The 17,023-nt window shown below is 51.0% G+C and carries 2 protein-coding genes; both read right to left on the bottom strand.

Going from position 1 to position 17,023, the window contains the following annotated elements:
- Positions 1-64: 64 nt before the first annotated feature.
- Positions 65-15,568 (bottom strand): amino acid adenylation domain-containing protein, encoded by a 15,504-nt coding sequence (locus tag ABLA76_RS00010; RefSeq protein WP_348986380.1) that lies wholly within the window; start codon positions 15,566-15,568, stop codon positions 65-67.
- Between the two features lie 929 nt (positions 15,569-16,497).
- On the bottom strand, positions 16,498-16,689 hold the full coding sequence (locus ABLA76_RS00005) for a hypothetical protein (RefSeq protein ID WP_348986379.1): 192 nt from the start codon (positions 16,687-16,689) through the stop codon (positions 16,498-16,500).
- Positions 16,690-17,023 lie beyond the last annotated feature (334 nt).

Below are 17,023 nucleotides of genomic sequence, written 5' to 3'. Positions count from 1 at the left end.
ACAAAGCTGGTCTCGCCTGTAACAATCAGGTTAATTGATATTTATTCCACAATTAATCGTGAAATTACACCGCCTCCGCTTCACAATTCATTGCTAACGCCTGACTTAAGGTTTTAGCCAAAATGGTTTTATTTTCACTATCCTCCATCAGGCTAAAGTGGTCGCCCGGTACAGATGTTAGCTGGAGCAAAGAATCAGGCATAACCTGCTTCCAGCCTAACGACGGTTCCATACTCAAAGAGGGTAATGCGGATTCTGTAACGAAAGGGATCTCCGGATAAGATTCTATCGCATAGAACTGGTGGAGCGTTATCGCCAATGCTTGTGGTTCATATTCTTTAACCATTTGCATATAATTTACCATCTGTTCCCAACGTTTTGCGATCAAGTCAGGACGCAGATTTGCCGGATATAGTCCCAGTTCCTGCGCCGCAGCAATAAATTGCACCAAATTCAGTTTATCAATTCTCTGATGCAATACCGCAATCTCCTCTTCATGTTCCCCGCCCGACTGTTTTGCCCGTTCAGCAAGAAAATGAAGCTTTGGTTGAATAACCTGCTGCTTAAAGCAGTGAGGGGCAGGCGTATCAATCAAACCCAGAAAATCGACGGTCTCACCGGCGTTCAACAGTTGCTGGGCAATGGCATAAGCCAGTACACCACCAGAAGAGTAACCGTAGATCCGGTATCGGCCTTCCGGTTGAACCGCCTTCATAAAGGTGATCATTTTGGCGGCCAATGCCTCAATAGTCGATATCGGCTCTTCATTGATGGATGGCCAGGGCAAGGCATAAACCGGATAGTCTGACTGAATATGTTTAGCCAATCCAAAGACATAGGAGTAATCATCCATGCCGCTGGACACAAAGAATAACGGCGGTTCCATTCCGGATGGCCGCACAGGTATCGCACTGCTTTGCGGCTGGGACAGTGGATCTAATGTGATTTTTGATACCAGTTCAGCCAGCACAGGGAATTGGAATAGGTCATTCAATGTACACATCAAACCACGGCCTGCGGCAAGGTTTATCATCCGCACAGCAAGCAGCGAGTGTCCACCCAACGCAAAGAAATTGTCATACCGGCCTATTTGCTCAACCTCCAGCAATTCACGCCAGATAGCCGCTAATGCCATCTCAATCTCCCCCTGCGGCGCTTCATAGGCTTGATGAACAAAGGCATTCTGATCAGGTTCCGGCAGCGCCCGACGATCCAGCTTACCGTTAGGGTTCAGCGGAAAGGCGTTCAGACGGACAAAAGCCGCCGGCACCATGTAGTCAGGCAACAGTGCTCTCAGATGGCTATACAAACAGGTAGCCAGTCCAGCTTCCGCTGGTGCCACCACATAAGCCACCAGACGTTTATCCTGCCCATCACCCAGAGCCAGTACGATAGCTTCACGCACCGTCGGGTACTCCGTCAGCCGGGCTTCGATCTCTCCCGGTTCAATCCGGAATCCCCGGATTTTCACTTGCTGGTCGTTACGGCCAATAAACACCAGGTTGCCATCCGGCAAGTAGCGGGCCAAATCTCCGGTGCGGTACATCCGTGCATCCGGTGTCTGACTAAACGGGTCAGTCAGGAAACGTTCAGCCGTCAGATCAGGGCGATTGAGATAGCCACGGGCTACACCGTCACCACCAATATACAACTCCCCGACCGCTCCCAGTGGAACCGGCTGGCCGCAGGCATCCAGCAGATAAATACAGGTGTTAGCTGTCGGACGTCCGATAGGAATTAACGTATCGATATAATCTGCCGGACAACGCCAGGTGGTGGCACATACCGTGATTTCTGTCGGGCCGTACGCATTGAACAGCGTGGCCCGTCCATGCAGTGCCTGAATTAGCGCCGCATTGGGCGCCTCTCCGCCCAGTATCAATGTTGGTCTTATGTTTATCTCCGGTAAATCCGCACCATCCCGCAGCAGAGCCGGTGTCAGGCAGGCATGAGTCACCGCCTGTTCTTCCAGATAATGCCAAAGGCGGCGCGGGTCCTGACGAATTGCATCGACAGGAATATCCAAAGTGGCACCACCACACAATGCCATCATGATTTCCCAGACGCTGGCATCGAAACCAAATGAGGCGAATTGCAGCATCCGGCTGTGGGCATGAATGTCAAACTGGCTGATTTTATCCCGGATAAGGTTGACCAGCCCACGATGTTCAACCATCACCCCTTTTGGTGTACCGGTCGAGCCGGAAGTATAAATCACATAGGCCAGATGCCGTGACGTTAACGCAGGAACCTGCGGATTGTTGTCCGGTTGGTCAGGCAGGGTATTCGGGTCAAGTACGGTGAATTTCGCCAGTGCTTCTTCACCCAAAGCAGCACGCCCGGTATTATCCGCCAGTACGATTAACGGGACAGGATCTAACGGAGCGGCATCATTCAGCATATAAGCGAGACGATCACCCGGATAGGCGGGGTCCAGTGGTACGTAGGCGCCACCCGCTTTCAGTACAGCCAATAGCGCCACCACCATCGCTGGCGAACGTGTCACACAAATCGCCACCCGCTGATCCGGTACTACCCCCAGAGAGATAAGCTGGTGAGCGAGTCGGTTGGCCTGAACATTCAGTTCCGCATAGCTTAAGATCTGCGCCTGATGTATCAGCGCTGTAGCATCTGGGGTTTTCTCCACTTGTTGTTCAACCCACTGATGGATACACATTTGTTCGGAATAGCCTATTTCAGTCGCATTCCGCGTTTCCAGCAACAGCCGACGTTCCGCCGGTGACAAAATATCAATTTCCCTGACAGGTTGTTGTGGGTCAGCCACCATCACTTGCAATACGGTGTGCAGATAACCCACATACCGCTCGATTGTCTGGTGATCAAACAAGGCTGTTGCATAATTCAGACTACCTGCAATTTTGCCTTCTTCCTCAAACAGGTTAAGTTCAAGATCAAACTTGACCACGTCAAAACCCTGATCAACCGGTAAGATTTCCAGCGCTGGCAATTTCCACTCTATTTTCTCATTGTTCTGCCAGGCAAACATCACCTGAAACAGCGGTGTATGCGCCAGTCTGCGCGGCGGTTGCACAATTTTCAACACCTGTTCAAACGGCAGATCCTGGTTATCTTGTGCCGCCAACGTCGTTTGCCGCACACGCGCAAGTAATTCCGTCACATCCGGCGTGCCCGATAAGTCGATACGTAAGGCCAATACATTGACAAAGAAACCCACCAGGGATTCAATTTCCTGACGCCCACGGCCGGCACAAGGTGTGCCGATAACCAGATCACTCTGACCTGACAGGCGCGACAGAACCATCGCCCAGGCTGACAGAATGGTGATGAATAACGTTGTTCCCTGCTGCTCACTCAGGCGCTTGAGGGCTTTCGTTAACGCCTCATCCAGATTGATGGGCAATGAACTTCCGATAAACGACTGCTGAGGAGGACGTGGCCGATCGGTGGGTAAATCAAGCAGTACCGGTGTACCAGCCAACAGGGTACGCCAATAGTCAGATTGGGACTGTAAGCGTTCAACCGAAAGCCACTGACGCTGCCATGCCGCATAATCAGGATACTGAATCAGCAGCGGTGGTAGTGGATCAGGTTGGCCTGTCACCAAAGCCGTATAGAGGGCACTTAGCTCTGATTTCAGTATTCCTAAAGACCAGCCATCAAAAATAATATGATGCAAGATCAGCAGAAATACAGACTCATCGTCTGCCAGTTGTATCAAACTGGAGCGGATTAATGGTCCCTGTGCAAGATCAAACGATTGCCCAAACTCCTCCATACACAAACGATTAAGTTCTCCGTCCACGTCAGGTGCGCCTCGCAGATCATATTTCTTCATGGTCAAACCGGATTCAGGCGGCAATAGCCCAACCTGGGGCTGACCATCAACCGTCACAAAGACAGAACGCAAGGCTTCGTGGCGGGCAAACAGAGCATTAAGCGCCCGCTGCCAGGCACCGATATCAAACTGACCACGCACACGCTGTATCACAGGAATATGGTAAGTATCACTTACCCCTCCAAACTGCGAAATGAACCACAGATGATGCTGGCTAAACGACAATGGCAGAGCACTCTCGCGGGATACCGGAGTAATCTCAGGCAACCTGTCACTATCCTCATGACATTGTGCGTAGATCCTCTCCGCAAACGCAGCCAGAGAGGGGGACATAAACAAGGTAACAAGCGGTAGTTCAGCACCGAAAGCGGCTACCCGGTTCATCACCCGCGCAGCCAACAACGAATGGCCTCCCAACGCGAAGAAGTTATCATGTCGACTAATCTGTTCAACCCCTAACACCTCACGCCAGATAGCCGCTAACGCCGTTTCTATCTCTCCTTGCGGAGCTTCATAAACCTGACGGGCAACGTCTTCCTCTCCCGGAGCTGGCAATGCCCGGCGATCCAATTTGCCGTTAGCGGTTAGCGGGAAGGCGGTCAAACAGACAAAAGCCGCCGGCACCATATAATCCGGTAACAGAGCACTCAAATGCTCACGCAGGCTCGCTGCCAATCCGTCATGCGATTCTGCTACCACATAAGCGACCAAACGTTTATCCTGCCCATCACCCAGCGCTAATACCTGCGCTTCACGTACCGCGAAATGTTCTGTCAGCCGAACTTCAATTTCCCCCGGTTCAATCCGAAAACCACGGATTTTAATTTGCTGGTCATTACGTCCCACAAATACCAGATTGCCGTCCGGCAGATAGCGAACCAAATCGCCGGTGCGATACATGCGGGCATCAGTGTCATCACTAAACGGATCAGCCAGGAAACGTTCGCTAGTTAGCTCAGGACGATTGAGATAACCACGGGCAACACCGGCTCCCCCAATATACAGCTCCCCCACCGCCCCTAAAGGCACCGGCTGACTGAGGGCATCCAGCAGATAAATTCGGGTGTTGGCCGTCGGGCGTCCAATCGGAATGAATCCTCCCTGATAATCTGATGGACAACGCCAGACGCTGGCGCAAACGGTGATTTCTGTCGGGCCATAAGCATTGAATACCGTTGCCTGACCACTCAGTGTCTGAAGCAAGGCTACACCAGGCGCCTCACCGCCCAGTATTAATGTTGGTTTGATGGTTATCGCCGGTAAATCCGCACCATCCCGCAGTAGCGCAGGTGTCAGACAAGCGTGCGTTACCGATTGTTCTTCCAGATAATGCCAGAGATATTCTGGCGCCTGACGAATGGCATTGTCAGGAATAACCAGACTGGCGCCACTGCCTAATGCCATCATGATTTCCCAGACACTGGCATCAAAACCAAATGAAGCGAATTGCAACATCCGGCTATGGGCATGAACAGCGAATTGGGCGATTTTATCCTGGATAAGGTTGACCAGCCCGCCATGTTCAACCATCACGCCTTTCGGCGTACCCGTCGAGCCGGAGGTGTAAATCACATAAGCCAGATGACCGGAGGTCAACGCCGCGACGTGTGGGTTATTATCTGGCTGATCAGGCAATAAATTCGGATCAAGAACAACATGCTGCGAAAGTATTTGCTCATTGAATGCGGAACGTCCGGTATTATCCGCCAACAAAATAGTCGGTGCAGCATCGGCCAAAATATGAATCAGACGTTCACCCGGATAAGCAGGATCCAGCGGCACGTAGGCACCACCCGCTTTCAATATTGCCAGCAGTCCCACTATCCGCGCCGGTGAACTGGCCACGCAAATCGCTACCCGCTGCTCCGGCTCAACCCCCAGCGCGATAAGCTGATGCGCCAGCCGGTTAGCACGAATATTTAATTCCGCATAGCTAATGGATTGGTTTTCATAGACCAACGCCGTGGCGTCCGGGGCATTCTCCACCTGTTGTTCAAACAGTTGATGAATGCACAGTTGGTCAGGATAGGCTGTTTCGGTCGCATTCCAGGTTTTCAGCAACAATGTACGCTCAGTTTCCGGCAGGATTTCCAACACCTGTACCGACGTTTCCGGTGCCTGTTCAAGTGCCTCTGCCAGACTCTCCAGCGCCTGCTGCATGTAACCGCATATCCTTTCCGGATCAAAGGGTTGTACAACCTGAGCCGTCAGCCCCAAATCGGAACCCCCGTCCTCTACCGACAATACAAACGGGTAATTAGTCCGTTCCTGTGCCCCAAGGAATTCAATTCCGCTGATGATGTCATCCGACGTGACCGGCTGGGTATTATGTCGGTAATTCAACAGTGCATTGAACAGCGGTGTCCCGCTGGCTACCCCACTGCAACGTTGAGCCAGCGCCAGTGATGCATGTTCATGCGCTAATAATCCTGCCAATCGGCTATGGGCAGCCTGTACGCTCTCTCGCACCGGCGTTTCATCGATATCCAACCGTAACGGCAGGGTATTAATAAACAGCCCCATGCCATTGTCGGCGCCTTCGCCAGCCTGCATACGCCCAAACAGCACTGTGCCAAATACCACTTGCTTCTGATCACTGGTACGTGACAACACCTGTGCCCAGGCCAAATGGCACAGCGCCGCCACACTGACGCCCAAACGCCGGGCCTGATTACGCAGGCGGTTATTCAGTGCAGGCGTCAGCATTCTGTGCGATTCCGCCACCTGCGAGCCGTCATGGTGTACTTCTGTTAATCCGAATGGCAGCGTCGGTTCCTCCACCGCCGCCAGCATATCAGTAAAGAAACGGGTATGTTCCTCCTGACTGATCCCCAATTGAGACTGAGCGACCAAAGTACGAAAAGGTACTGGCGCAGGCAAGCTGCCTCCCCGTCCGGTCAGATACGCCTGCACTTCGCCGTTCATCACTTCCAGCGTGGTATGGTCACCAATCAGGTGATGTAACAGTTGCAGCAGGATCCAGCGGCCATCAATATCCTGAGCAATAACAAAGCGCAGCAACGGTGCCTGACTCAGGTCAATACGATGCTGGCACGGATCAAAGCGTTGGGCCAGTTGGTCACTGATCGAACCGTCAGCCGGATCGAGTGTCAATTCTGTGATGAATAAGGAAACCTGACGACAAACCACCTGAGCCGGAGCGGATAATCCTTCCCAGATAAAAGCGGTTCGCAGGATATCATGGCGATCAACCACCTGTTGAACGGCGCTCAGATAACGATCCAGCAAAGACCGATCGGCAAAAGCCTGTTGGGTTAGCAGAAGATAAGGATCGCCTTCATTTGCCAGCAGATGGTGGAATAAAATGCCATCCTGTAGCGGTGACAGAGCATAGATATCCTGAATGTTAGCCAGCCCACCCGGTATTTGATCAACAATACAGTCAATTTCACCCTGAGTGAGGTCAATCAGCGGCAACATCTCCGGTGTTAACACAGCCGTATCCGGTGTAATACCGTTATCAGGCACCTTGATCTCACAATGCTGAGACAAAGACTGAGCCAGCACGTTCAATGTCGGGTGCTGGAATAGCGCTTGTACCGAGATGCCCAACCCCATACACCGCAAACGCTCAATCATCCGCACCGCCAACAGCGAGTGGCCCCCCAGAGCAAAGAAGCTGTCGTGCCGACTGATCTTCTCAATGTCCAGCAATTCACGCCAAATGGTCGCTAACGCCACTTCTATCTCCCCTTGCGGGGCTTCATAGACCTGACGGGCAAAGGCGTTTTCTCCCGGTGCCGGCAGCGCTTGACGATCCAGCTTGCCGTTTGGCGTCAGCGGAAACGCCTCCAGACGTACAAAAGCCGTCGGCACCATATAATCCGGCAACCGCGCACTCAGGTGTTCACGCAGACGGGCGGCCAATCCATCATCCTCTTGCGCCACCACATAAGCCACCAGGCGTTTATTCTGTCCATCACCCAACGCCACGACCAATGCTTCACTCACCGCCGGGTGTTCAATCAACCGCGTTTCAATCTCTCCCAATTCAATTCGGAAGCCACGGATTTTAACCTGTTGGTCATTACGGCCAACAAAGACCAAATTGCCATCCGGTAGATAACGGGCCAAATCTCCGGTGCGATACATCCGCGCATCCGGCTGATGACTAAACGGATCCGTCAGGAAACGTTCAGCGGTGAGTTCAGGGCGGTTGAGATAGCCACGGGCCATACCCACACCGCCAATATATAACTCACCGACTGCGCCCTGCGGCACCGGCTGACCGTGTTTGTCCAACAGATAGATTCGTTTGTTAACTGCCGGTCTGCCGATGGGAATTGATCCCCCTGTGTAGTCTGGCGGGCAATGCCAGGTGGTGGCGCAAACGGTGATTTCCGTCGGGCCATAGGCATTGAACAGCGTGGCCTGACGGTTTAATGTCTGGATTAGCGCCGGACTGGGTGCTTCACCGCCCAATATCACGGTCGGTTTTATCGTCAGCGCCGGTAAATCCGCACCATCCCGTAGCAGGGCGGGTGTCAGACACGCGTGCGTCACCGATTGCTCTTCCAGATAATGCCAGAGGCGGTGCGGGTCTTGCCGGATTGTTTCCGTCGGAATAACCAGCATAGCCCCACTGCTCAATGCCATCATGATTTCCCAGACGCTGGCATCGAAGCCAAATGAGGCAAACTGCAACATCCAGCTGGTGACACCAATATCAAACTGAGCAATGTGTTCCAGCGTCAGGTTAACCAGACTCTGATGTTCAATCATCACCCCTTTCGGTCTGCCCGTAGAACCGGATGTGTAGATCACATACGCCAGATGCCGTGAGGTGAGATTAGGGATCTGTGGATTATTGTCTGGCTGATCCGGCCGAGTATTTGGATCGAGTACAGTTAACGTCTCCAGTGCTGCTTCACCCAATGCTGCCCGTCCAATATGATCCGCCAGCAAAACAGTTGGCGCAGCATCCGTCAGCAGATAAGCCAGACGTTCACCCGGATAAGCCGGATCTAGTGGCACATAAGCCCCGCCTGCTTTCAACACCGCCAGCAATCCCACGATTCTTTCCAGTGATCGTGTCACACAAATGGCAACGGGTTGATCGGGGATGACACCGAATGCCATCAGTTGATGTGCTAATCGGTTGGCGCGGGTATTCAATTCAGCATAACTGAGCGTCTGGTTTTCATACCTTACCGCTATCGCATCCGGGGTTCTTTCTACCTGTTGTTCAATCAACTGATGAATACACACCTGTTCAGGATAGGGGGCTACGGTTGCATTCCAGGTTTCCAGCAACAACTGGCGCTCTACTGGTGCCAGAATATTCATTTCCCCGACTGGCTGCTGAATGTCAGTGACCATCGCTTGCAGTATTGTGTGCAAATATTCAACGTGTCGTTCGATAGTTGCTTGATCAAACAAAGCAGTTGAATAACCGAGATAACCGACAATCCGATCTTCCTCTTCAAACAAGTTAAGTTCCAGATCAAACTTAACGACATCAAAGGCTTGATCGATCGGTGAAATTGTCAGTTCCGGCAATCTCCACGCCACAATCTCATTGCTCTGCCAGGCAAACATCACCTGAAACAACGGGGTATGTGCCAGCCTGCGCGGGGGTTGTACAATTTCCACCACTTGTTCGAACGGTAAATCTTGATGCTCCTGTGCCGCCAGCGCGGTTTGCCGCACACGCGCCAGCAACTCCGTCACATCAGGCTCACCCGATAAGTCGATACGCAAAGCCAACGTATTAACAAAGAAACCGATCAAGGATTCCACTTCCTGACGACTGCGACCGGCACTTGGTGTACCGATAACCACATCATCCTGACCTGACAGACGGGACAGCACTATTGACCAGGCTGATAGCAAGGTCATAAATAACGTGACCCCCTGTTGTTCACTCAGACGCTTAAGGGATGCCGTTAACTCAGCGTCCAGATTGACAGGCCAGAGGTTTCCGGCAAACACCTGTTCCGGTGGACGTGGTCGATCAGTTGGCAAATCCAGCAAGACTGGCGCGTCAGCCAACGCTATTCGCCAATAATCGGATTGAACCTGAATCCTCTGCGCAGAAAGCCACTGACGCTGCCATGCAGCATAATCAGGGTATTGGATCACTAACGGCGGCAACGGATCAGGCTGTTGGTTTAAACAGGCGGAATAAAGTGCACTCAGTTCTGATTTCAATATCCCTAAAGACCAGCCATCGGACACAATATGGTGCTGGGTCAACAGGAAGACATACTCATCGTCAGCCAGTTGGATCAGAACAGAACGAATTAAGGGATCACAGGCAAGATTAAACGGTATTTTCGCTTCCTGCTCACACAAACGCTTAAGCTGTTCATCCATCTCAGGAGCTTTACGTAAATCGTGTTTTTTCATCGGCAAACCCAAGTCCGCCGGCAGGAGTTCAACCTGTGGCTGCTCATTGACTGTGATAAAAACAGAACGTAATGCTTCATGGCGGGCAAACAGGTGATTCAGCGCCTGCTGCCAAGCATGAGTATCAAGCTGGCCCCGTAAACGCAGTGCTAACGGAATATGGTAGGTATCACTTATCCCCTCAAACTGCGCCAGGAACCACAAACGCTGTTGCGCGAATGACAGGGGCAGCGCTCCATCATGGGGTGTCGGTGTGATGGCTGGCAATGCCCCACGCTGTTCATTAAGATGCTCATCAACCACCTTAGCAAAGGCCAGCAAAGCAGGCGCTTTAAACAATGTAGTCAGCGGCAGTTCGGCACCGAAAGCCGCAACACGGTTCATCACCCGCATCGCCAACAACGAATGGCCACCCAGAGCAAAGAAATTGTCATGCCGACTGATTTGCTCAACATCCAACAACTCGCGCCAGATAGCCGCCAAGGCTATTTCAGTTTCCCCTTGCGGCACTTCATAGATCTGACGGGCAAAGTTTTCCTCGCCCGGCACCGGCAATGCCCGACGATCCAGTTTGCCATTCGGCGTCAGCGGGAATTCATCCAGACGGACAAAAGCCGCCGGGATCATATAATCAGGTAAGATTGCGCTTAAGTGGGCACGCAGGTTGTTGATTAATCCGTCATCTGCCTGCGCTACTATATAGGCGGCCAGCCGTTTGTCCTGCCCGTCACCTAACACCAGCACCGCCGCCTCACGCACCGCAGAGTCCTCCTTCAACCGCGCTTCAATTTCCCCCGGTTCAATCCGAAAACCACGGATTTTAACCTGCTGATCATTACGGCCAAAAAACTCCAGATTGCCATCCGGCAGATAGCGGGCCAAATCTCCGGTTCGGTACATGCGCGCAGCCGGTTGATCACTAAAAGGATCAACCAGGAAGCGTTCAGCTGTGAGTTCAGGGCGATTAAGATAACCACAGGCAACGCCGTCACCACCAATATAAATCTCACCGATCGCCCCCAGTGGCACGGGTTGACCATGAGTGTTCAACAAATAGAGGCGTGTGTTAGCGATTGGCCGACCAATGGGAAGTTTTGTCGTCCCTACCGGCAGTTCAGTGATACGGTATGTCGTGGTAAACGTCGTTCCCTCGCTCGGGCCATAGCCGTTCAATAACTGCTGAGGCGGGCGATTACGCAGAACCTGAGCGATCACATGCGGATTAAGCACATCCCCTCCGACAATCAAGATATTGATCTGTGGGAGAACCGAAGACAACGCCGCGGCCAGTCGGTTAAACAATCCAACCGTCAGCCACAAAACCGTAATCCGATGAACCTGTAAAGCCTGTACAAATGCCTGTGGTGTCAGCAAGGTAGCGTGGTCGATGACCACCAGTGCGCCGCCGTTAAGCAAAGGCGTCCAGACTTCAAAGGTACTCGCGTCGAAAGCCGGGTTAGCGGTAAAGGCAACGCGGTCATCCTGTCCGGTTTCAGCATAACCATTATTGATAACCAACCGAACTACCGCGCGATGAGGCACTACCACGCCTTTTGGTGTACCGGTAGAGCCAGAGGTATACATGATATACGCGGCTCCGGTACGGGAAGCGGGTAAGTCAGGATTGAGGCGATCTTCGTCCCTGATGGTGCCCATCTCACCAGAAAGACGAAATAACGGAATAGCCAGAAGATCAGCCGGAATATCAGCCCGCATATCGGTGAGCAGCAATTTGGCTGAACAATCTTTTATCAACCAGTTCTTCCGCTCCTCCGGTACACCAGGATCAAGCGGAACATAAACAGCACCCGCTTTGAGAATAGCTAACTGAGCCACGACCAGCTCAATAGATCGCTCTAATAAGATCGCAACATGTTCCCCCGGATAAACCCCTTGCTCAATTAACTGACGCGCCAGTCGGTTAGCACGGATATTCAGTTCCATATAACTGAGGGTTTGATCTCCCGCTATCAGCGCGGTAGCAACCGGCGTTTTCTCTGCCTGTTGTTCAAACAACTGATGAATGCATAACTGCTCAGGATACGGTGTTTCCGTTGCGTTCCAGGTTTCCAGCAATAACGCCCGCTCCGTTTCAGGCAAAATGTTCAGTGCCCGCACCGGCGTTTCCGGTGCCCGCACCGGCGTTTCCGGTGCCCGCTCCAGCGCGTCTGCCAGACTGGTCAGCGCCTGTTGCATATAACCACAGACCCGATCCGGCTCAAACGGTTGTACTACCTGCGCAGTCAGCCCCAGAGTAGAACCTCCGTCCTCTACCGACAGCACTAACGGATAGTTGGTCCGCTCCTGTTCACCCAGGAATTCGATACCCGGTACAACCTGATGTGGGATCAGCGGCGGCTCATTATGCCGGTAGTTCAACAAGGCACTAAATAGTGGCGTGCCACCCGCTACGCCACTGCAACGTTGGGCCTGCGCCAGTGAAGTATGCTCATAATCCAACAATCCGGCCAACCGGGACTGTGCCAGCCGTACACTGTCGTGCACCGGTGTATTATCCATATCCAGTCGCAACGGCAAGGTATTGATAAACAGCCCCATGCCGCTGTCAGCCCCTTCTCCCGCCGCCATGCGCCCGAACAGCACCGTGCCGAACACCACTTTTTCCTGCCCGCTGGTCTGCGACAGCACCTGCGCCCAGGCCAGATGACACAATGTGGCTACACTGACGCCCAGACGTTTTGCCTGCTGACGAAGGCGGTCGTTTAGTTCCGGCGATAACATCCGGTGCGATTGTGTGACTTGCGAACCATCACGATGCACTTCGGTGAGACCAAACGGCAGCGTCGGCTCATCCACGTCAGCCAACATGTCAGTAAAGAAGCGGGTATGCTCTGCCTGATTGGCATTCAACCGTGCCTGCGCCACCAGATTGCGGAAAGGCACCGGTACAGGCAGGTTGTCATTTTGTCCGGCAAGGAAGGCCTGCACTTCGCGGTGCATCACTTCCATTGTCGTATGGTCGCCAATCAGGTGATGCTGCAATTGCAGCACATGCCAGCGGCCATCCGTTTCTTGTGCGACTGTTTCTTGTGCGACTACAAAACGCAACAATGGAGCCTGACTCAGATCAAAACGAGCCTGACGTGGGTCAAAACGGTGAGCCAATTGCTCACCCACTGGCCCGTCTGCCGGGTCCAGAGTCAGTTCAGTGACCGATAAAGGTGCCTGACGACAAACCACCTGCACCGGTGCGGATAACCCCAGCCAGATAAATGCGGTTCGCAGGATATCATGACGATCAACCACCCGTTGCACTGCCGCCAAATAGCGATCCAGCAGCGCCCGGTCAGCAAAAATCATCGGATAGGCCAGCAGATAGGGGTCACCTTCCTTCGCCAGCAGATGATGGAACAAGATACCGTCCTGCAACGGCGACAGCGCATAGATATCCTGAATATTAGCGATCCCGCCCGGCACCTGTTCAACAAGGTGATCAATCTCAGACTGGGTCAGATCAATCAGCGGCAGCATTGCCGGTGTCAGCGCGGTAGTTGCTGGGGTAATGACATTCGGCGGCACCACGACGGCCTGATGTTGTTCCAGTGTCCGGGCCAGTTCTGACAGCACCGGGTACTGGAACAGGTTACGGGCAGCCAGTGTCAATCCCAGATTGTGCAGGCGCTCAATCATCCGTACGCCGAGCAAAGAATGACCGCCCAGCGCAAAGAAACTGTCATGTCGGCTAATTCGCTCAATACCCAGTAATTCGCGCCAAAGGGTCGCCAGAACAATCTCCATCTCCCCTAGTGGTGCTTCATAAACCTGACGGGCGAAGGCGTCCTCCTCCGGTGCCGGCAACGCCCGGCGATCCAATTTACCATTCGGCGTCAATGGGAATTCGTCCAGACGCACAAAAGCCACCGGTATCATATAATCCGGCAACCGCACACTCAGGTGTTCACGCAGGCGAGCGGCCAAACCGTCATTCTCTTGGGTCAGCACATAGGCAACCAGTTGTTTGTCCTGCCCCTCTCCTAACGCCAGCACCACCGCTTCACGTATTGCCGGATATTCCACCAGCCGAGCCTCAATTTCCCCCGGTTCAATCCGAAAACCACGGATTTTCACCTGTTGGTCGTTACGACCCATAAATTCCAGATTGCCGTCCGGCAGGTAGCGGGCCAAATCTCCGGTGCGGTACATACGCGCATGCGGTTTATCGCTAAATGGATCGGTGAGAAAGCGTTCAGCGGTCAGTTCAGGGCGATTGAGATAACCGCAGGCCACGCCATCACCCCCGATATAAATCTCACCGGTCATCCCCAATGGCACCGGCTGACCGTCAGTATCCAGCAAATAAACCCGGGTGTTGGCAATAGGCCGACCAATAGGAATAGAAGTCGTCCCTGATGTTAATCCGTGAATAGGGTAAGTCGTGGTAAACGTGGTTCCTTCACTCGGACCGTAGGCGTTCAATAACTTTTTGGGTGGGTTTTTACGCAGCACTTGAGCAATGACATGCGGATCGAGGACATCTCCCCCAACCAGCAGCATGTTAAGTTGAGACCACACCGAGGATAGCTCCTCCGCCAGCCGGTTAAACAGCCCGACACTCATCCACAGCACCGTAATGCGATGCGCCTGTAACGCCCGGATAAAATCCGGCGGTGTCAGCAATGTGGTATGATCAATAACCACCAGCGCAGCACCATTGAGCAACGGTGCCCAGACTTCAAAGGTGCTGGCATCGAAAGCCGGATTCGCGGCGAAAGCAATCCGGTCATTGGGTTCGATGTCAGCATAACCATTATTGATAACCAACCGGACGACAGCCCGATGAGGCACGATGACGCCTTTGGGTATCCCCGTCGAACCGGAGGTGTACATGATATACGCCGGCTCTGTACTGGCACCCAATAAATCAGGATTGCGATGGTCTTCTGCCCGGAACGGTTCTGTCTCGCCGGAAAAACGGAACGGCGGGACAACCAGTTCAGCCGGGATCTCCGTTTGCATATCCGTCAGCAGTAATTTGGCGGCACAATCGTTTATCAGCCAGTTTTTCCGTTCATCAGGTACGTTGGGATCAACAGGGACATAAACTGCACCGGTCTTAAGGATCGCTAACTGAGCTACCACCAGTTCAATTGAGCGTTCTAACAGGATCGCTACATGGTCACCCAGTCCAATTCCCTGTTCAATCAGTTGACAAGACAGCCAGTTGGCCCGTGCGTTCAGTTCCGCATAACTCAGAGTCTGATCCCCAGCGATTAACGCGGCAGCAGCCGGGGTTTTCTCTGCCTGTTTTTCAAACAACTGATGAATACATACATGGTCAGGATAGGGGGTTTCCGTGGCGTTCCAAGTTTCCAGCAACCCCGCTTTAAGGGTATTTTCCCTGCTGGTAATACTGTCTTTCATTTGCTTACTACCTCAACGAATCTATCGGATATTTGAAAACTGTTATTTCCAGCAACCGTCACAAATGTTTTTCTTTTACTTTTAGGAGAAATAACAACTGGCACGCCAAGCATCGGAAGATACTTAGACACTATTTTTCTCAGGCGCTGGATGTCATGGCCCGGTTAATAACTGCACAGCTAAAAATGATGTGACAATAATTTCCCAGACAACGGAATAAATGGTTTATTTGATGAACCCTAATAAGGAATTCCATTTTTTCCTTGTTTTTTAGATAAGCGTTTTTGATCTACATCAATTTTTTATTACGCTGAATTCCACAACTCAATAAAAATGGATCTGTTGAATATATCTACTGGCATGAACGCTAAGTCCTTGCTGTATTTTTCCATTTAGTATTTGTCTGAAATTATTTCAGATAAAAGGAAGTGTTTATGTTTATAAATAATCACTAACAACAAAGGAACAAGGAGAACCAAATAAACCATTATTTATCATTACGTTATAATAAGCATATATATATTCCCTATGTAAAAAATAAACTAAATTAACTACCTATTATTTTATAATAATAAAATTACACAACTGATGTAAATGTAAAGGCCAATTATATTTAATACCGAAATAAAATAATTTCAAATAAATACTATTTTTGTATAATTGCTCAGTGGAATAATCGCTAAATTTGCAGTTATTGAGTGTAAACGCGATATTTTTAATGGAAGACAAAAAGTTCAGGGGAATTTTCAGCAGGATAAATTGCAATCAGAGTAGTGACGGAGGGAAGAGCGGGCGAGGTTGTTGAAAAAGTAATTTCCTTCCTTATTAAAATACTTTACCTTTTGTTAAATCCAACGTATTTCTTCTTTTTTTTATTTTGCCAATTGATCTGTATCCACATTTCCCCAAGGTGAGAGCGCGAACATTATTTAACCGGATAAGGTCAATTTGAGCTGTGGCTGTAGTGGTGATCTCATCCTTCCTTTTCCGGGAGTGCTGCCATAGATATCGGCGGCGATGTTTTCAACCACAATGGTATTTCTGGGAACCTTGTACAACAGCCGTTTTTTTAATTTTAATGCGATATCCCGAAAAAATACTTCAATACGGTTATTTTCCATAGATAAACCATCAAAGAAAAACAGAATACAACTTGATAGAACGATAATCTACCAAGAAATATATTTATATAATTGTTTTCATTGAAAAAATAAAAATATCGCTCAATAATCCGTAAGGAATACTCTTGCCGTTTTCAAAAAAATCAAAAGTGCGAGTAAACCTCGTTTTTAGGCGAATTAAAAGTCTATTTAGTGGAAAAGGTAATGGTAAATAATATTTTTAATGGGAATAGGGTAAATCAGACGAAATAATCCACCAAAACATAAAAATACCTTTACATAAGTAAAGTAAATAAAATTATATTAAAAAACAAAACAATTTATACCAAACTGT

The sequence above is a fragment of the Xenorhabdus sp. SGI240 genome (assembly GCF_040081915.1).
Lineage (GTDB): Bacteria > Pseudomonadota > Gammaproteobacteria > Enterobacterales > Enterobacteriaceae > Xenorhabdus > Xenorhabdus bakwenae.
Note: the sequence above shows the minus strand (reverse complement) of the source record. Positions and strands in the feature narration are given on the sequence as shown.

What these genes read in the sequence shown, in the direction of transcription:
- ABLA76_RS00010 (WP_348986380.1), bottom strand. Translation starts at nt 15,568, where the DNA reads ATGAAAGACAGTATTACCAGCAGGGAAAATACCCTTAAAGCGGGGTTG.
- ABLA76_RS00005 (WP_348986379.1), bottom strand. Translation starts at nt 16,689, where the DNA reads ATGGAAAATAACCGTATTGAAGTATTTTTTCGGGATATCGCATTAAAA.